This window comes from Nocardia sp. NPDC057668 (genome assembly GCF_042799795.1).
In the GTDB taxonomy this organism is placed as follows: domain Bacteria; phylum Actinomycetota; class Actinomycetes; order Mycobacteriales; family Mycobacteriaceae; genus Nocardia.
On sequence record NZ_JBHVIC010000001.1, the window covers coordinates 376,966 to 392,996 of the forward strand.

The window sequence follows — 16,031 nt, forward strand, 5'->3', positions numbered from 1 at the left end:
CTCCGACAGCACAACCCGCCGATTCGACCGATTCTCGCCCGCGCCCGCGACCGCCCGCCATAGCTCATTTCCCCGGTGACACGGCAGATGGGCGGCGATTTCCGGACAATTCCGATTGGTACGGTTCCCGCTATGAAGACGACGCGAGCGGTGCGGCTGCTGTCGGTGTTCGGGGCGGTCGGCTGCCTGGTCGCCGGGCTCAGCGCCTGCGGGAACTCCTCGAAGGCCACCGAAGCCCTCGGCACCGGCATGGCCGAGCCGGGCCGCACCGCTTACCCGTTCACCCTCGAGAACTGCGGCGTCAATGTCACCTTCGACCGGGCACCGGCACGCGCGGTCTCGCTCTATCAAGCCTCGACCGAGATCCTGCTGTCGCTGGGCTTGGCCGATCGGATGGTCGGCACCTCGACCTGGTTCGATCCGGTGCTGCCGAACCTGGCCGCCGACAACGCCAGGGTCCCCCGCCTGGCCGACAACGACCCGTCCCTCGAGGCCGTACTGGGCACCGAGCCCGACCTCGTGACCTCGGCCAGCGCGCATACCTTCACCCCCGCGGTCGTGGCCGAGCGCTCGCGCTTCAGCCAGCTCGGCGTCCCGACCTATCAGTCCCCCGCGGTCTGCACCGGGGCGACGGTCGACGGCGAAACGGTCACGCGCACAGCACCGCTCGAGGTCGACACCCTGTTCCAGGAGATCACCGAACTCGCGCGGATCTTCGACGTCCAGGAGCGCGGGGCACAGCTGGTCGAGCAGTTGCGCGGGCGGCTGGAGGCCGCGAAGAAGGCCACCGGGACCGCCCCCGAGCCGACCGTGGCGTTCTGGTTCTCCGGGATCAAGACGCCCTACATCGCCGGATGCTGTTCCGCGCCAGGCATGTACGCCCGCGAGACAGGCGCGCGCAACGTGTTCGCCGATCAGCGCGAGGACTGGCCCGAGATCAGCTGGGAGGCGGTGATCGCCGCCGATCCCGACGTGCTGGTGCTGGCGGACCTGAGCCGCAAGCGCATCGACGGGGACGCGCTCACCACGAAAATCGAGTTCCTGGAATCGAATCCGGCCACCGCGCAGATGCGCGCGGTGCGGAACAAGCGCTACGTCGTGATGACCGGATCCGAACTCGATCCCGGCATTCGCGAGATCGATGCCATCGAGAAGCTCGCCACCGGTCTGACCGCGGCGCGTTGACCGTCGCCCGTCGCGCCGCCGCGCCCATCTGCGCGGTGTCGGCCGTCCTGCTGATCATCTCGATCGCGGTGACGGTCTCCATCGGCCCCGCGAACGTTTCGCTGCGCGATGTGTACGGGGTCATCGGGCAGCACCTCGGCCTGGGCGAGTCGACCGCGAGCCGGCTGACCGACGGGATCGTCTGGCAGTTGCGACTCCCCCGGGCACTGCTGGCGGCGCTGTGCGGGGCGGGGCTGGCGCTGTGCGGGGCGATTCTGCAATCGCTGCTGCGCAATCCACTCGCCGATCCCTTCGTGCTCGGGGTGTCCTCGGGCGCGTCGACCGGCGCGGTGCTCGTCGCGGTGCTGGGCGTCGGGGCCGGCACGCTGACGTTGTCGGGCGGGGCGTTCCTGGGCGCGGTGCTGTCCTTCGCACTCATGCTGGCGCTGGCGTACGGCGCGGGCGGCACCCCCGATCGGGTGATCCTGGCCGGTGTGGCCTGCACCCAGTTGTTCTCGGCGCTGACGTCGCTGGTGGTGCTGTCCTCGGCCAACGCCGAGCAGACGCGCGGCATCCTGTTCTGGCTGCTTGGCTCGCTCGCCGGGGCGAGCTGGGCCGATGTGACGATCTGCGCGATCGTGGTCGGCGCCGGGTGCGTGCTGTGCCTGTGGTTCGCGCCCACCCTGGACGCCTTCGCCTTCGGGCCCGACGCGGCCGCCGGGCTCGGCGTCGCGGTCGGGCGCACCCGCGTGGTGTTGCTGCTGATCACCGCCGTGGTGACCGCGACCCTGGTCAGCGCCGCCGGCGCCATCGGATTCGTCGGCCTGGTGCTGCCGCACGTCGCGCGCCTGCTGGTGGGCCCGGGTCACGCCCGGCTGCTCCCGGTGACCATCCTGACCGGCGCTGTGTTCATGGTGTGGGCGGATACGCTGGCGCGCAGCCTCTTCGGGGCCCGGGAGGTACCGGTCGGCGTGGTGACCGCGCTGCTCGGCGTCCCCGCGTTCGCGGTGCTGCTGGCTCGGCGGCGCAGGCAGCTCACATGACCTTGCGCGCGCTCGAGGTGTCCTGGACCAGGTCGGGCAGACTGGTGCTGGACGGGGTGACCCTGGATCCGAAGCCCGGATCGACGGTGGGCCTGCTCGGCCCCAACGGCTCGGGCAAGTCCTCGCTGCTGCGGTTGCTCGCCGGGCTGGATCGCCCCGACGCGGGCCGAGTTCTGCTCGATGACGATGAACTGCACGGGATTCGGCGGCGGCAGGTGGCCCGGCGCATCGCGCTGGTCGGTCAGCACGCGGACACCGACCTGGACCTGACCGTGCTGGATGTGGTGCGGCTCGGGCGGATTCCGCATCGCGGGGTGTTCGGCGGCGACCCGGCCGCCGATCAAGCGGCGATCGACCACGCTCTCGAGGCTGCGGGCCTGGCACAGCGCGCGGCCCAACGCTGGCACACCCTCTCCGGCGGTGAACGCCAGCGGGCTCTGATCGCGAGCGCGCTGGCCCAGGAGCCGCGCGAACTACTGCTCGACGAGCCGACGAATCACCTGGACATCGCCCACCAGCTCGAAATTCTCACCCTGGTAAGGGAACTGCCGGTGACGGCGATCCTGGCGCTGCACGATCTGAACCTCGCCGCCATGTTCTGCGATGTGCTGGTCGTGCTGAATCAGGGGCAGGTGGTGGCGACCGGCTCGCCCGCCGAGGTGCTCACCGAACAGCTCATCGCGGAGGTGTATCACGTGCGGTGCACGGTGGAGGTGACCGGCGAGGGCAACACCTCGGTGCGGTTCCTGCGCGGGTGAGTACCGCTGTGCGACAGCGGTACTCCCCGCTCGACTCCGACGGGCCGCCCGCTCAGTTCTGGCAGATCGGGACCACCGCGGCCGGGTCGCAATGGGCGGGACAGGCCAGGATGTAGACCTGATTGCCCAGTAGCAGCCCATCCTCGACGCCATCGCAGTCGACGGTGCCGTCGCGGTCCGGGTCCAGATACTTCCGAAACGGGAAATCCTCGGTGACCTGACACAGGAAGGTCATGTCCGATCCGCACGCGCAGCGGACCTCCGGTGCGTCCTGCACCCAGTAGGGCGTGCCGCCGACCTTGAAACCCTGGAGCGGGCCGCTGTAGCGGGGATCGGGTTCCCGATCGATGGCCGGGCGCAGCGATAACCTGCGGGGCGCGAAGTGCGGATCTCGGGTGGCGGCGACAGTTCCCGCCCGCTGGAGCAGGATCCGCCAGAACCGGGGTTGATTGCCGGTCGGGGTGTCCCAATAGCGTTCGGGCAGTTGCGGTTCGGGATCGAGCGAGGCGTCGCTGTCCACCGGGCACTGGAACACCAGCAGTTGATCCCCGCCGAAATGCGGCACCTCGGCGGGCACCTCGAGCTGGAAGTACAGCGCCATGGTTGCGCCGCAGTCACATTCGGGCACCGGCTGCCCGGCGTCCAGCACCGGCCAGCCGCCGATCGTGTCGCGGTCCCCCGCTCGCGCTGTCGCCGAATCGATTCCGACCACGAATGTCTGTTCCACTGCCCTGCTCACTACCCCTCCCGAGATGCCGACGCGGGCAACGTTAGCGCAGCGTGCCGACAACCGAGCGACCGAGCAGGCACGGGATGTCAGCATCGGAGGCACAACAGAGCATGGTCTTCCAGCTATCGGCGAGCATAGAGTTTCCCGTTGTCGGCCCCAGACGCCCCGGGACCGACAGGGTGGAAGCCCCGTCCGAGTGTGTCTGCCTGACCTCGGACGGGGCCCGCCTCGTGCGGTAGAGGGGAACGCACGAGGCGCGAACACCCACCCGCGCCGGCCGTTAGCGGTCGAACGCCCCGCCGCGCACGTCGGCGAGAAACTCATCCCAGGCAGCACCCTCGAACAGGAGGGCGGGCCCGGCGGGGTTCTTGGAATCTCGGACGCCGACCGCGCCGTTCGAAAGATGCACAGCCTCAACACAATCGCTGTTGGGCCGACTGTAGCTGCTCTTGAACCACGCGGCACCGGCCCGGACGTCGCTCACGCTGCAAACTCCTTCGCGTAGGCCAGGATCAGTTGCCTGGTGTCCCCCTGATCCAACGCTACGCGTTCACACTCCCGTACCGCGCGCCGATATCGCTCGACCATGTCGGCATCCTCGTGGAACAGCGCCCCTTCGTAGCACTCGACGAAGACCACGGGCGGTTCGTGCATGCGGCTGTGTGGGAGCCGGGGAAATTCGAACAGCGTGAAGGGACCGACGACCAGGCCCAGATAGCTGCCCGCAGACTCCGGCACAACACGTATCGACACCCCGGGCAGGCGTCCGACCTCCGCGAGATGGTGCAGTTGTTCCGCCATGACCGCCGGACCGCCGATCCGGTGCCGCAGCACCGACTCGGACAACAACACGTTCATCTCGAAATCTCCTCCGGCCTCGACCTTCACCCGCCGTCGCGCGGCAAGTTCGATCCGTCGCTCGACATCGACCGCAGACATGTCCGGATCCGCTGTCAACGTGATCGCCCGCCGATAGGCGGCTGTTTGCAGAAGCCCGGGGAGCAGGACCGCCTGAAAGGTGGTCGAACGATCGCACGCCTCCTCCAGGCTCATGTAGTGGTCGAAATGGCTGGCAACCAAGTCGCTGTAGGCGCGCCACCAGCCGCCCTTGGGATCTCCCTTGGCGGCCTTGACTTCCCGAATCAAGCCCAGCACGGTGTCAGCCGTGGCCTGGTCCGCGCCGTAGAAGGAAAGTAGCTCCCTGTATTGCAGGGTGCTCACCTTGACGGCAATACCGTCCTCCATGCGGCCTATTACCTGGGGCGACACCTCGATTGCCAATCCCGCCGGCAATTGCCCTTTTCCGGCAGCTTTCCGAAGGTCGTGCAGTATGCGACCGAGGGCCCGTCGCGGGAGAGTGGAGCCGGCCATGTCGTTAGCCTCGCTATCCGGGAATGCTCCGTGTCGGGGTGCTCCCTCCCGGGCGTCGAGCGTATCCCGGAGAAACACCGCGCTGGCAGCTCCAGGATACGGAATTCGGGTGTGTAATAGACCGGTCCGGAGAATGTAATCGCAAGCGGCGGAGCACATTCACTTCGCTCGGCACTCACCCTCCGGTGTTACTTCCCGCTGCCATTCGACTCGGAGTAAGCATGAGCGTTCACCACGCGCAATCCGACCACGAGAAGCTCCCCGACTCGCAAATCACGCCGGCCCGCGCCGGTGTCGAACTGACGCTGCACAGCGCCTGCGCCACCACCACCTGCCCCAGAAAAGCCCAGGCCAAGGCGGTCCTGGCCGATGTCACCACCCGGCTTCCGCCGTGGGTTCGACCCGGTTCCATGGTGGTCGAACTCTCCCAAACGCGCGGAATCGTATTGTCCCGCATTAAAATAGCGACGGTCACCGCGACCGAGATCACCCTTCAGTGCGGGCAGCGCTACCTCATCGCGACAATGGTTCCCGACGAATCCCCGTCTCGAATAGTCTTCACTCGCCAGAATCCTTTTCTGCCGCTGTGCAGAATCCGACTGGCCAGTACCGAACATCCGGACACGAGATAGTCCCGCTCGCGAATTCGACTCACGGGGACACGATCTTCTTTCCGGCGCGGGAAGCTCGCGCACTCGCGTGGCCGGCGAGCCGCGTGCACCGTGCGACGCCGACTTCCTACTCGGTCGGCCCGGCCGACAGAATTCGGCGCAGCAGGCCGAGCAGCGGCACTCGCACCACGGTCCGATGCCCCTCGCCTTCCGAGGTCACCACCGCGCGGGTGAGGTTCTTCGTATTCAGCTGAAAGCCCACGACCCGGACCTCGGTGTGCTGCTCGTCGTTACCGCTACCCACAGTCGAACTCCTACACTTCCGCACCCGCACCGACCGCCGGGCTACCGCCACAGCATGCCCGCCGGCCGCCGGGACCGCAGCGAATCCACCGGGCGACTTTTCCGCACCTCACCCGTTCCGGATGAGACGACGCCGATGGTGGCATCGACGCGGCCGGTGCACATCAACCCCGCAGATGTAACCGGTCGCCGGCGCGGCGACGAACCACGCGCTGCCCGCCGGGTGCGGTTTTCGGCGGTCGCGAGCGGCGCATCTCATCCGAAGAGGGTGATGGTCGAGTTCGCGCGGATCCCTAGTGTGCTGGGCAGCCGCCGTTTCGGGGCGGTCTTCCGACCGAGGCAACGAGGTGCGCAATGTCGTTCTGGGAAGTGTTGTGGCTCATTATCGTGAGCTTCGCGTTCGTCGCGTATCTGCTGCTGCTGTTCTACATCATCGGGGATCTGTTCCGTGATCGGCAGACCTCGGGCTGGGTCAAAGCCGTGTGGGTCATATTCCTGATCTTCCTTCCCATGCTGACGGCGCTGGTCTACCTGATCACCCGCGGCAGCGGTATGCAGGAGCGATCCGCGCAACAGGCCGAGCAGTGGCAGAACACCCAGCAGAGGTACATCCGCCAGAGCGCGGGCACGAATCCGGCCGCACAGATAGCCGACGCCCAGCGCCTGCTGGCCGAGGGCACGATCAACCAGCAGGAGTTCGATCAGCTGAAGGCCAAAGCGCTGGCTTGACGGCTGGCCCGCCGTGCCCGGGCGGCGGAGATTCTCATCCGCGCGCCCGGGCGCAGGCCGCCGGGGTCGACTCAGCCGAGCGAATGCAGCTGGCGCAACAGCTCCGATTCGGCGACCGCCGCCGCGTTCCCGGACAGGCGCGCGGGCGCGCCGCTCGCCCGCCGCCGGGCGGTCAGCCGGACCGTGATCGTCTGCTCGGCGAACAAGCCCACGCTCCCGATCGGGACGCCCGGGCTCAGATCGATCACCACCGTGCGATCGTCGCCGAGGTCGCGGAACAGTTCGTCCCACACGCCGTTGTCGAGCGCCGGACCGCGTTCCCAGTCGGCTTGGATCAGGCCGAGCAGCCTGCCGGTGGGAACCGTGATGCCCGCGAAGCCGGGGAGAACGCCGACCGCGCGATCGGCGTCCGCGAGCGCGTAGGTTTCCCGTTGCAACTGCGGAAACGGTTGCAGCAGCTCGTAATCGGCGAACAGCTCGGCCCACGCGCCGAGACCGGCGGGCACGTGCAGGGGATGTGCGATGCCGACGGTGACGGTGTCCGGCAGGGTGATCGGGTTGTCCTCGGTATCGGCGAAGGTGCGGTCTTCGGCGATCCGGAACGAGCCGAGGACGGTGTCGTTGGCATCGGTGATCACCCACACCAGGCGGCGGGCGATGTGCCGGATCAGCGGATGGTCGACGAAGAGCTTGCGATGATCGGCGGCCGTCCAGCGGCGGCCGGTGACCATGGCTCGTTCGAACCGCCGAATCTGGTCGCCCGCCGCTGTTTTGACCGCCTTCTTCAGGTCCGCGAACCGCTTGTGCGCGGCCGGAGCCAGCTCGGGATCGTCCTTGGCGCCCGGCTTGGGCAGCGACTTGCGCACGGCGAGCGCCCGCCAGGCTCCGGTGTCGTCCCGCTTCGCGTCGTGGACGACCGGCTTCAGCTGTTCGTCGAAACCGACCACGAATCCGCGCGGCCCGTAGTCGAGCACCAGGCCACCGTCGGCGTTCAGGCCGAAATCCGGTATCAGCAGGTCGGCCAGCTCGTCCGCCGTCAGCCCGCGGGCGGCGGCCACCAGGGCGACCTTGCCGCGGGCGTTTGCCTTGAGTCCCTTGAACTTCGCCTTCTCGGCGATGCCGTTCAGCCGCATGAGCGCGGTGTCGGTGCCGATCTCGGTCAGCACGTCGAGCCCGGCCACGGCCCGCGCGTGCGCCGACTGCCCCGGCCACACGTTGATCATCGGGGTCAGCCGCCGCACCGTCTCGTCGTCACCGAGCACGGCCAGGGCCCGCAACACCCACGGGTTCTTGGCCGGGAAGCCGGCGAGCTGCCAGAGTTCGAATATGCCCCAGGCGAATTCGGCCAGTGCTTCGGGACGGGCCGCCGCTTTCACCTGTGCGATATCGGAGGGGTCGCCGTCGGTCCCGTATTTCACGAGCAGGCGGCAGAGGTCGCCGAGTGCCTCGACCGGCAGGACGGCGTCCGAGTCGCGGAGGTAGACCGCCGGAAGTGTCTCCGGCACCAGCCATTTCGGCTCCCTCGGGGGCTTGCCGGCGCCGGAGTTCGGCTGCCGCCACGGCGGGTCTCGCAGCACGGCGGGCAACTCCGCCGGGAGCCCCTGCCGCACATGCCCGCTGCCGCTGTAGGCGGCGATCGGCGGCACCTGCGCTGCCAATTCCGGCTCGGCGTGCGCGAGGGTGCGCAGCAGATGCCGTGCCAGCGACGACCCGGTGGCGAGCGGAACGAGCAGCGGCAGCGCACGGTGCGGAACCCGTCGAATCGCCGAAATCAGTGTCCCGGTGGCGTGTTCGTTCCCGATCTGGGTGAAGGCCGCGGCGAGCGACGCGTCGGTGGGGAACTCGGCCAAGATTTCCGCGACCTGGGCGGCGGTCCGCGGGTTGTAGATGCCGCGGCGCAGCAGTCGCTCGAGAACGGGTGCGACGTCGGGGCCGAACCGATGCAGCGCGACCGCGAGGTAGTCCGATCCGAAGCGCCAGAAGAAGCTGTCACCCAGCGCGCCGAGCAGCGCCTCGAACTCCGCGATGGTCGTGACCGATGCAGCGAGATGGGCGAACCGGTGCGGGTTCACCTCCTCGCCGGTGGCGGCGGCCAGGTCCTCGGCCGTCCATTCCGCCTCGGTGGGCGCCAGGTAGGAGGTGGCCTGCTGGAATATCGAGCCGCCCGGCGTGGCTCGCAGCGCGGCCAGCCGCGTCACGACCGCGCGATACTCCTGCTCCGGCAGCACCGCCAGGTGTTCACGCACCGATTGCAGGTGATCACTCGGACCGGTGGACGGGGGCGAGCCGGGATGCTGGTGGTGCAGCCAGGTGATGTGCCGCCGCTGTGTCCACTCGTAGGACCAGGTCACCGTCAACGACAGGTGCCATACGGCGGCCTCGGCGGCGAAACCGAAACCCCGCTCCGCCATCCAGGTCTCCGCGGCGTTGTTGGGCTTTTTGGCAGCGCGCACCAGCGCATGCGCCAGCGCCGCCGCACCGAGTGGAGTACAACTCGCCTGATCCTCCAGCGCCGCGCGGGCGGCCGCGGCCAAACCCGGCTCCCCTCGGGCCGCGGTTTCAGCGAGGATCTCCACGAGCTGATCCCGGTGTGCCGCAACCAGATCGCTGTACGTCCCTGCCGACCGCGGAGCCCGCACCTCTCGTGGCGGCGTCACACCGCGGGTAGGCACACCGCGGCCCACCCATCGAGCGGGCAGGCCCCAGCCCTGTTCCGCGGTCGGTGCGGCATCGAAACTCGTTGTGGTGTCGGACATGATCCCCCGAATCGTGAAGCGTTGGTCGCGGCGACTGTAGCGGCGACCGCCGACAGCCCGCGACTACCGCGGCCTCACGAGGCGTCGTGGTCCAGCAGTCGGCGGATCGGATCATCCGGATAGGGCACCGTCCGGCTCTCCCGCTGGAACGCCAGCATGAACTCGGACATCGCGGCGGCGACCGGCGCGTGCCGGGTGAGCAGCGCGGCGGCCTGCGCGGTGACGTTCCGCGGCGGTGTGCCGGCCGCGATGGCGCGCACCATCGTCGCGCGTGCTTCGCGGTCCCCGGGCTCGAGCCCGTACAGGGTTGTGAGCAGCCAGTTCACCAGGTAGGTGACGCTGAAAGCGCGGTCGTAGCTCTGGTTCCGGTCGAAGAACGCGGATTCCTCCGGCGCGAGGTCGAACCCGCTCGAGAGCGCGAGGCCGTAGTCACCGAAGTAGAGGCGGTGGCCGTCGGTCAGGATGTTGTGGAAATGCGCGTCGAGGTGCAGCACCCCGCGGCTGTTCATGAACGCGACCCCCGCGGCCAACTCCCGTTCCACCATGGCGCAGGCCCGGTCGGCGGCTTGCGCGCCCGCCGCGAACCGATCGTTCAGCCATCGATGCAGGGTCTGCGGAATGTATTCCAGAAACAGCGCGATACTCGCCGAGGAGTCGCGCACCGCCTCGATCCGGCGGCGTATCTCCTGTGTGCCGCCCCAGTACCCGACCACCCGGTCGATGTCGGCGAGTTCGTCCGGCAACGCACCCTCGGCCGGCAATACCCGCCAGTGATACATGAGCGGAAACCCTTGGTACTCACCGGCAATCACCCAGTCGGTCGTCAGGCGGTGCACGGCGAGTTCACGCCACGCCCCGAACCCCGCACCCCCTACGAGGCCAACCCCGTAGTGGTAGAACTGCGGCAGCCCGAACACGTTCGCCGTCGATCGGACGTTGTCGTGCTGCCGTTCCAGGTCGCCGAGCGCCACCCGCTTCACGAAGACGGGCTGCCCCGCCACCTCCACCAGCACGGAGGTCCCGCCGATCCCGGCCCCGAGCGGCGCGGCACCGTCCACGAGCTCCAGCAACGCGCGGTCGCTGTACTCCGCGAGCGCCGCGGTTACGGCGGCGTGGGTCCGCATCCGGGACGTGAGAGGGACGTGGCCGTCGGCGTACTCGATGAGCTCCGGGTCATCGGCATCGTCGGCCGGCGCGTGCTGTCCGAGGGTTGCCATGTGTGCAGCATGCCAGGCCATGAGCCGTTCGCGCCCCTCGATGACATCGGCGAGAACGGCTACGAGAGAAGTTCTTTCGCGGCTACTTCAATCCCGCTTTGATGGCGGCATCCTGCTTGCCAGCGATGGCGATGGCCACCTCGTCGGGGACACGCTCGCCGGTCGTGCTGTTGAATTCCAGGATCGAGAACGCCTTGCCCTCGCTGAACGCCACGACCGTGGTCCCGCCGGGCGCGGTCAGCAGACCGCCGCCGGCCCCGACATCGATGGGCGAGAACGACGCGCCCCCGGACTGCCGCGCCATTTCGTCCTTGGCCGCCGCGACGGCCGCCGCGGCGTCGTCCGCGTTCGCCCGCACGATAACGGCGGAGGTGATCTTCTCGGTGCCCTCGCTGTTTCCGAAGATTCCGGTGACACCGTTCTGCTCCGGGCTGGTGTTCCGCACGGTCCACCCGGCGTCGATGTCGCTCGCCTTGATGAGCAGGGTGGCGTAGTCGAGCGGCGCGGCCGCGGCGGCCGAGGTGCTGGTGGCGGCCTCCGCCGACGATTCCTGGTCCGCGCTACACCCACTGAGCCCCAGGGCCAGGGTCGCGACGCCGACAAACGCCGCGACTTTCGAGATTCTCGATTTCATTCGAGGATGATGACAGAGCGGGAAACGGGCCGGAACGGGGGCGTCTTATTCGGCTACCGGCCGCGCCCGGCCGGTTCGCCGAAACTCCCCTGACCAGCGATCAATCCACTCGGGTATCGCAAAGAAACCATAGGATTCGATTCCCCCGACACACCGACCCATCACGGATTCAGCAGTGGCGCAAAGCGGGTGCGCAGACTTTGCCGGTGCGCATTCGACCGGTGTGCTTCGGTAAAGCCATGAAGATCGACTACGAGCGGTTGGCGAACGAATTGCTGCAGCCGCCTCGGCGGTCGCGAGCGGCTGCACGACTTGCACTGTTGCGGCACCGGAATGCGACCTCGGCGATGCGCAGCCTGTTCGGCAGCGAGGACCCGCGCCGTCGCTTCCTGCACGCCGATCCCTGCCGTGCCTGTGCGGGCCGAGGCGTGGAGGGCGGACGTGACTCGGATGGCTATTGGGAGGAGGACGCCTGGACGTGCGGCGACTGCGGGGGAACCGGCGACAACCCCGATGGCTCGTACATACCCAGGCCGAGTCGCCGTCACGTACTCACGCTGGGTAGTTCGATCGATGCGGCGCGGGAGGCCGAAATTCACGCGTGGGAGGTCGTCGCCCGACTGCGGCCCTGGGGACTCGGGTCGATCGATCGTCTGGTCTGGCGGGTGGGAAACCGCGCACATCATCGAAAGGGCGCGTACCTGACGGGAATTCCGTATTCGGTGGAGGCCCAGTTCCACCGGATCCTGCGACATTTCGACGACGAGCTTTCCAGTTCCGAGCAGCTCGTGCCCGCGTCCCTGCGTCCGGATCGGTGCAAACAACCGTACGTAAACAGGTACGACGAGGTGCGCAACCATGCGTGCTGGGAGCGGGCGGCCGAGCTCGGGCTCGAAATACCTGCGGGCGAGCAGTTTTCGGGATATCCATTCAAAGAACTGCCCAACCCGTACACACCGCTGCTGCAGATCTGGCTCACAGGTTTCGGGCTGGACCGCATCGAATACGATGAGATCATTCTCTACGCGCCGCCCCGGTGAATGGACGTGGCACAGCGTCTCGGTGCAGGCACCGCACCGGTCCCGACAACCGCCGCGCCCCGGATTCACCGTTACGATCCAGCAGGGGGTTAGGTTCGCTCGCCGAGCCGGTGGCCCAGCTCGTCCGCGCGCTCGACGAGCAAATCGATACAGTCGCGTAGCTGCGGGCAGGGTTCGCCGACATGGCGCCGCAGCGCGGCAACCGCCTGAACCTCCGCACCACGGGTGAGCAGGTCGTCGAACTCGGACCGGGCCTCCGGCGACATTCGGGCCCACAGCTCGCGAGGGGTCGCGCGTTCGCTGAACATCGGTAAACATCACCACACTCGAATTGAAGGAGTCGAATGCGTATCGGGGTTTCCGGACCGCACGGGACCGGGAAAACTACGTTGGTGCACGAACTGTGTTCGCGCTTCGGTGAACTCACGCCGGTTGAAGAGCCCTATGTGTTGCTCGAAGAGGACGGGTACGAGTTCGAGTGGCCGCCGTCGCGCGCCGACTACCGGGCTCAGCTCAACCGGTCCATCGAGTTGCTGACCACCGGGGCGGACGGGTCCGTTTTCGACCGGACGCCGGTTGATTTTCTGGCATATCTCGCGGCGACCGGGCTCGACGTCGAGGCGATCACCGATACCGCCGCGATCCAAACCGCTTTGGGCACACTGGATTTGCTGGTGATCGTGCCAATCTCTCCCGAGACCGAGACACTGCTCCCGGCTGCGGAGATGCCGGGGCTTCGGCGGGCGGTCAACGACGCGCTGCTGGAGCTGGTCTACGCCGACCCGCTGCAACTGCTCGCGGACATCCCGGTGGTCGAGTTGACCGGACCCCTCGCCGATCGAGTCGATACCGTCCGCTCCCTGATCAGGTAGCTAGAGGCTGCCGCCGCACCGGTTTTGCCGGCGGCCGGTAGGTCAGTCCGCGACGACGTGCAGCGTCAGGGGATACCCCAGTGGGGAGATCGTCACCGTTCCCGGACGTTGACCGCGGACGATGACGAACCTCAGGCCCTCGCTGGGACGCAGGAGGCAGCGGTCGGTCCACACGAAGGAGGTCCCGGTTTGTTCCAGGACGTCCGCTACGCCGGCCAGTCGATAGTCGGAGTCGATCGCCCTGCCGTGGCCGAGGTTCACGCTGCGCAGCTCACCAACACGGATCGTGGAACCGTCCGTGGCCAGTGGTTCCGGTGCAGGCAGCTGACCGTACGACACATGGCTGCACAGGAATTCGTGCTGTCGGATGTACACCCCGAGGAGAACGAGTGGGACGACCGCAATCAGCACATACCATCCACGGATCTTCATGTAATGCCCCACCCCGCATGACTATTCCGTCTCTCGACGACGAGTTCCCCTCCGAACATGCTGATGGTAAACGGCTTCGAGGGGGTCGCGAGCGCGATGCCGATCGGCGATACCGGCAGTGTGCCCCCCAGCCCTTCGTGGCGATGATGAGAGCATTGCGCGCATGACCGAAGACCTGGAAGCCATTGCAGCCGAGAACGAACGGATCATCGCGGCGGGCGGGTACGTGACGGCCGGCGGGGATGCTGTCGCGTTGGCAGCGCGGGTGGACGCCGCCGTGCAGGGCACCAGGATGTTCGGCCCCGAACCGGTCGCGATCGACATCCGCGGCGACGCCACAACCGTCATCGCCGTGACCGGTGAAAGCAGCCTCGCCGCGGCCCGGCGGATGGTCGACTCCGGCGTCGAGCCCGTCGCCGTTCTGAACTTCGCGTCGGCGCGAAATCCCGGCGGCCACTACCTCGCCGGCGCCCGCACACAGGAGGAAGCCCTGTGCCGGGCCTCGGCGCTCTACACCACGCTCCTGGCCGTCCCGGAGTACTACGCGTACCACCGTGCCAACCCGGACCCGTTCTACAGCGACCGCGTGATCCTGTCCCCCGCCGTGCCCGTCTTCCGCGACGACACCGGGACCTTGCTCGACACCCCGTTCGAGGTCGGATTCCTCACCTCCCCCGCACCCCGGACCAACGTGATCGCGCGGGACCGAGCCGACGAGGTCCATCGAGTACCTGCGGTGCTGGCTACCCGCGCCGAGCGCATTCTCGAAGCCGCCGCCGGGTACCGGCGCCTGGTACTGGGCGCGTGGGGCTGCGGCGCCTACGGCAACGACCCGGGCGTAGTGGCCGGGGTCTTTCACGAACTGCTGACCGCGCGATTCAGTGGGCACTTCGAGGAAATCACCTTCGCGATCCTCGACCGGACGCCGGGCGAGACCACCCGCACCGCCTTCCGAACGGCCTTCGCGGCGCGTTAGCGTCCACAGCTGGAATCGCGACCGAACACATTCGGCGACCCAGGATTACGGATGGCGTCCTCCCGGCCGGGCATGCCACGATCGAGGCCATGAGCTCGCCGGGGGACGCCGAATCGATTGTCACAGCCTGGAAGTCGCGACTCGTCACACTCGCGGACAACCCCGGCTACGTGTTCCTCGACACCCCGCAGGAGCTGATCGACAGCCATCGCGCCCGCCTCACCACCTTCGGCGGCTGCGGCGAATCCGAACTCGAGGCCGTCGAGCTCCGGATCGGAGCGCGGTTCCCCGAGATCTTCCGGCAGTATCTGCTCCGGATGGGCGAGCACTGCGGTGACCTGTTCCGCGGCAGCGACCGCGCGGGTATCAGCGGCTTCGACCGACTGCGCGAGGACGCCCGCGAGATAGTCGAGGACGCCGGCGGCGCGTGGCGCTTGCCGCCGGATGCGGCCGTCATCCTCACCCACCAGGGCTACACATTCGACTACCTGCGTGCGACCGGCGGGTTCGACGGCCCTGTCCTGCGCTGGAGCGACGGCAAGCCGGACCAGGACACGCAGGTCTCGCCGACATTCACCGGCTACGTGGATGCCCAGATCCGGCTCATGGAGCACAACAACCGCGGCACTCGTGACAGCGGCGGCTACTACCTGACGCTGTACCCCGGCGGCGGAGGCCGCCAGGTGCGTCCAGCTCGGAACTCCGGCGACCGCCCACTCGGTCACCGATGACCGCCTTCCACTTGTAACACGCACTGTCAGAACGCTATTCGTCTCCAAGCGGCTCGCGAACCACATGCGGACTGCCGCCGCTATCCCACGCCTCCGACGATCGATCGGCAGTCGTGACATACTGAGCGGACGAGAGAGTGACCGGGACGCTCGAGACAACGGGCGGTCCGACTCACTACAGATTCGGGAATCGCCTCCCTCAGGGGCACCCGGCTCTTTCCATCGTTGCTGGAGCGCACGCCGCCCCAGCGTCTTTGGGCTCACAACCCCCCAGAAGGGGGCGCCCGACATGCAGATCATCCGCACTTTCCACGGCAACACCGTCACGGTCACCCCGCACGGAGAGATCGACCTGCACACCCTGCCCGAACTGCTCGACGCCACCGCCGGGCTGCCCTCGCGAATCACCGACGTGACCTGGGACCTCAGCGAGGTCGGATTCATGAGCGTTCGCGGCCTGCAGCTACTCGACCAGCAGCGCCGGTTCTGTTGTTCCACGCACCGCACACTGCGCGTCACCGGCCTGCGACGGCAACCGCTGCACCTGCTCGAGGTGGTGAACCGGGCCTTCCCCGCCGAAGGCTGGGCCGAGTTCGTGCCCCGCCTCGCGATGCGGGTGGCCTGAAACGACGACGGGACCGGACGCCCCGAGGGCATCCGGTCC

At 68.0% G+C, this 16,031-nt stretch carries 19 protein-coding genes; 10 read left to right on the forward strand and 9 right to left on the reverse strand.

Going from position 1 to position 16,031, the window contains the following annotated elements; genetic code table 11:
• The first annotated feature begins 132 nt into the window (after positions 1–132).
• Genes ACFVBH_RS01865 through ACFVBH_RS01875 form a run of 3 tightly spaced genes read left to right on the forward strand, consistent with a single transcriptional unit; the run spans position 133 to position 2,965 of the window.
• Positions 133–1,185, forward strand: a complete 1,053-nt coding sequence (locus tag ACFVBH_RS01865; RefSeq protein WP_378998874.1) for an ABC transporter substrate-binding protein — start codon at positions 133–135, stop codon at positions 1,183–1,185.
• Positions 1,182–2,207 (forward strand): FecCD family ABC transporter permease, encoded by a 1,026-nt coding sequence (locus tag ACFVBH_RS01870; RefSeq protein ID WP_378998876.1) that lies wholly within the window; start codon positions 1,182–1,184, stop codon positions 2,205–2,207. The genes ACFVBH_RS01865 and ACFVBH_RS01870 overlap by 4 nt, the downstream gene beginning before the upstream one ends.
• Positions 2,204–2,965 (forward strand): ABC transporter ATP-binding protein, encoded by a 762-nt coding sequence (locus tag ACFVBH_RS01875; protein WP_378998878.1) that lies wholly within the window; start codon positions 2,204–2,206, stop codon positions 2,963–2,965. Before ACFVBH_RS01870 ends, ACFVBH_RS01875 begins: the two co-directional genes overlap by 4 nt.
• Before the next feature lie 52 nt (positions 2,966–3,017).
• Here the strand turns inward: ACFVBH_RS01875 and ACFVBH_RS01880 are convergent, their stop codons facing one another.
• From ACFVBH_RS01880 to ACFVBH_RS01890, 3 genes are all read right to left on the reverse strand, one after another.
• The gene (locus tag ACFVBH_RS01880) at positions 3,018–3,704 is read right to left on the reverse strand and encodes a hypothetical protein (RefSeq protein ID WP_378998881.1); all 687 of its coding nucleotides are present in this window, start codon (positions 3,702–3,704) and stop codon (positions 3,018–3,020) included.
• A 271-nt stretch (positions 3,705–3,975) separates the two neighbouring features.
• A complete protein-coding gene (locus tag ACFVBH_RS01885) occupies positions 3,976–4,179 on the reverse strand; it encodes a DUF397 domain-containing protein (protein WP_378998883.1) in 204 nt (67 codons plus the stop codon).
• On the reverse strand, positions 4,176–4,940 hold the full coding sequence (locus ACFVBH_RS01890) for a DUF5753 domain-containing protein (RefSeq protein ID WP_378998885.1): 765 nt from the start codon (positions 4,938–4,940) through the stop codon (positions 4,176–4,178). The genes ACFVBH_RS01885 and ACFVBH_RS01890 overlap by 4 nt, the downstream gene beginning before the upstream one ends.
• A gap of 347 nt (positions 4,941–5,287) precedes the next feature.
• On the opposite strand from ACFVBH_RS01890, the gene ACFVBH_RS01895 reads away from it, so the two are divergent.
• Positions 5,288–5,698: a hypothetical protein gene (locus ACFVBH_RS01895; protein ID WP_378998888.1), complete on the forward strand. Its 411-nt coding sequence runs from the start codon at positions 5,288–5,290 to the stop codon at positions 5,696–5,698.
• A gap of 106 nt (positions 5,699–5,804) precedes the next feature.
• Here ACFVBH_RS01895 and ACFVBH_RS01900 read toward each other — a convergent pair whose 3' ends face one another.
• Positions 5,805–5,981, reverse strand: coding sequence for a hypothetical protein (locus ACFVBH_RS01900; RefSeq protein WP_354985384.1), 177 nt, complete (start codon positions 5,979–5,981; stop codon positions 5,805–5,807).
• A gap of 353 nt (positions 5,982–6,334) precedes the next feature.
• Between ACFVBH_RS01900 and ACFVBH_RS01905 the strand changes: the two genes are divergently transcribed.
• Positions 6,335–6,709, forward strand: a complete 375-nt coding sequence (locus ACFVBH_RS01905; RefSeq protein WP_378998890.1) for an SHOCT domain-containing protein — start codon at positions 6,335–6,337, stop codon at positions 6,707–6,709.
• 71 nt (positions 6,710–6,780) lie between these two features.
• Here the strand turns inward: ACFVBH_RS01905 and ACFVBH_RS01910 are convergent, their stop codons facing one another.
• The 3 genes from ACFVBH_RS01910 to ACFVBH_RS01920 form a co-directional block, all read right to left on the reverse strand.
• A complete protein-coding gene (locus ACFVBH_RS01910) occupies positions 6,781–9,465 on the reverse strand; it encodes a DUF4132 domain-containing protein (RefSeq protein WP_378998892.1) in 2,685 nt (894 codons plus the stop codon).
• Positions 9,466–9,539: 74 nt separating this feature from the next.
• Entirely contained in the window at positions 9,540–10,682 is a 1,143-nt protein-coding gene (locus ACFVBH_RS01915) for a protein kinase family protein (RefSeq protein WP_378998894.1), read from the reverse strand.
• Between the two features lie 82 nt (positions 10,683–10,764).
• Entirely contained in the window at positions 10,765–11,316 is a 552-nt protein-coding gene (locus tag ACFVBH_RS01920) for a hypothetical protein (RefSeq protein WP_378998896.1), read from the reverse strand.
• Between the two features lie 239 nt (positions 11,317–11,555).
• On the opposite strand from ACFVBH_RS01920, the gene ACFVBH_RS01925 reads away from it, so the two are divergent.
• A complete protein-coding gene (locus tag ACFVBH_RS01925) occupies positions 11,556–12,356 on the forward strand; it encodes a hypothetical protein (protein ID WP_378998898.1) in 801 nt (266 codons plus the stop codon).
• Positions 12,357–12,445: 89 nt separating this feature from the next.
• Here the strand turns inward: ACFVBH_RS01925 and ACFVBH_RS01930 are convergent, their stop codons facing one another.
• Positions 12,446–12,664 (reverse strand): hypothetical protein, encoded by a 219-nt coding sequence (locus ACFVBH_RS01930; RefSeq protein WP_378998900.1) that lies wholly within the window; start codon positions 12,662–12,664, stop codon positions 12,446–12,448.
• A 36-nt stretch (positions 12,665–12,700) separates the two neighbouring features.
• Between ACFVBH_RS01930 and ACFVBH_RS01935 the strand changes: the two genes are divergently transcribed.
• Positions 12,701–13,228, forward strand: coding sequence for an AAA family ATPase (locus ACFVBH_RS01935; protein ID WP_378998902.1), 528 nt, complete (start codon positions 12,701–12,703; stop codon positions 13,226–13,228).
• Positions 13,229–13,270: 42 nt separating this feature from the next.
• Here ACFVBH_RS01935 and ACFVBH_RS01940 read toward each other — a convergent pair whose 3' ends face one another.
• Entirely contained in the window at positions 13,271–13,660 is a 390-nt protein-coding gene (locus ACFVBH_RS01940; protein WP_378998904.1) for a hypothetical protein, read from the reverse strand.
• A gap of 163 nt (positions 13,661–13,823) precedes the next feature.
• Here ACFVBH_RS01940 and ACFVBH_RS01945 point away from each other — a divergent pair, with 163 nt between their 5' ends.
• The 3 genes from ACFVBH_RS01945 (at position 13,824) to ACFVBH_RS01955 (ending at position 15,992) form a co-directional block, all read left to right on the forward strand.
• Entirely contained in the window at positions 13,824–14,636 is an 813-nt protein-coding gene (locus ACFVBH_RS01945; protein WP_378998906.1) for a TIGR02452 family protein, read from the forward strand.
• Positions 14,637–14,725: 89 nt separating this feature from the next.
• On the forward strand, positions 14,726–15,367 hold the full coding sequence (locus ACFVBH_RS01950; RefSeq protein WP_378998907.1) for an SMI1/KNR4 family protein: 642 nt from the start codon (positions 14,726–14,728) through the stop codon (positions 15,365–15,367).
• Between the two features lie 289 nt (positions 15,368–15,656).
• Complete coding sequence (locus ACFVBH_RS01955) at positions 15,657–15,992, forward strand: STAS domain-containing protein (protein WP_354985373.1); 336 nt, start codon at positions 15,657–15,659, stop codon at positions 15,990–15,992.
• Positions 15,993–16,031 lie beyond the last annotated feature (39 nt).

Coding starts and splice junctions, on each gene's coding strand:
- ACFVBH_RS01930 (WP_378998900.1), bottom strand. CDS start 12,664: ATGTTCAGCGAACGCGCGACCCCTCGCGAGCTGTGGGCCCGAATGTCG.
- ACFVBH_RS01895 (WP_378998888.1), top strand. CDS start 5,288: ATGAGCGTTCACCACGCGCAATCCGACCACGAGAAGCTCCCCGACTCG.
- ACFVBH_RS01925 (WP_378998898.1), top strand. CDS start 11,556: ATGAAGATCGACTACGAGCGGTTGGCGAACGAATTGCTGCAGCCGCCT.
- ACFVBH_RS01940 (WP_378998904.1), bottom strand. CDS start 13,660: ATGAAGATCCGTGGATGGTATGTGCTGATTGCGGTCGTCCCACTCGTT.
- ACFVBH_RS01955 (WP_354985373.1), top strand. CDS start 15,657: ATGCAGATCATCCGCACTTTCCACGGCAACACCGTCACGGTCACCCCG.
- ACFVBH_RS01915 (WP_378998894.1), bottom strand. CDS start 10,682: ATGGCAACCCTCGGACAGCACGCGCCGGCCGACGATGCCGATGACCCG.
- ACFVBH_RS01865 (WP_378998874.1), top strand. CDS start 133: ATGAAGACGACGCGAGCGGTGCGGCTGCTGTCGGTGTTCGGGGCGGTC.
- ACFVBH_RS01890 (WP_378998885.1), bottom strand. CDS start 4,940: ATGGAGGACGGTATTGCCGTCAAGGTGAGCACCCTGCAATACAGGGAG.
- ACFVBH_RS01950 (WP_378998907.1), top strand. CDS start 14,726: ATGAGCTCGCCGGGGGACGCCGAATCGATTGTCACAGCCTGGAAGTCG.
- ACFVBH_RS01905 (WP_378998890.1), top strand. CDS start 6,335: ATGTCGTTCTGGGAAGTGTTGTGGCTCATTATCGTGAGCTTCGCGTTC.
- ACFVBH_RS01910 (WP_378998892.1), bottom strand. CDS start 9,465: ATGTCCGACACCACAACGAGTTTCGATGCCGCACCGACCGCGGAACAG.
- ACFVBH_RS01935 (WP_378998902.1), top strand. CDS start 12,701: ATGCGTATCGGGGTTTCCGGACCGCACGGGACCGGGAAAACTACGTTG.
- ACFVBH_RS01875 (WP_378998878.1), top strand. CDS start 2,204: ATGACCTTGCGCGCGCTCGAGGTGTCCTGGACCAGGTCGGGCAGACTG.
- ACFVBH_RS01920 (WP_378998896.1), bottom strand. CDS start 11,316: ATGAAATCGAGAATCTCGAAAGTCGCGGCGTTTGTCGGCGTCGCGACC.
- ACFVBH_RS01945 (WP_378998906.1), top strand. CDS start 13,824: ATGACCGAAGACCTGGAAGCCATTGCAGCCGAGAACGAACGGATCATC.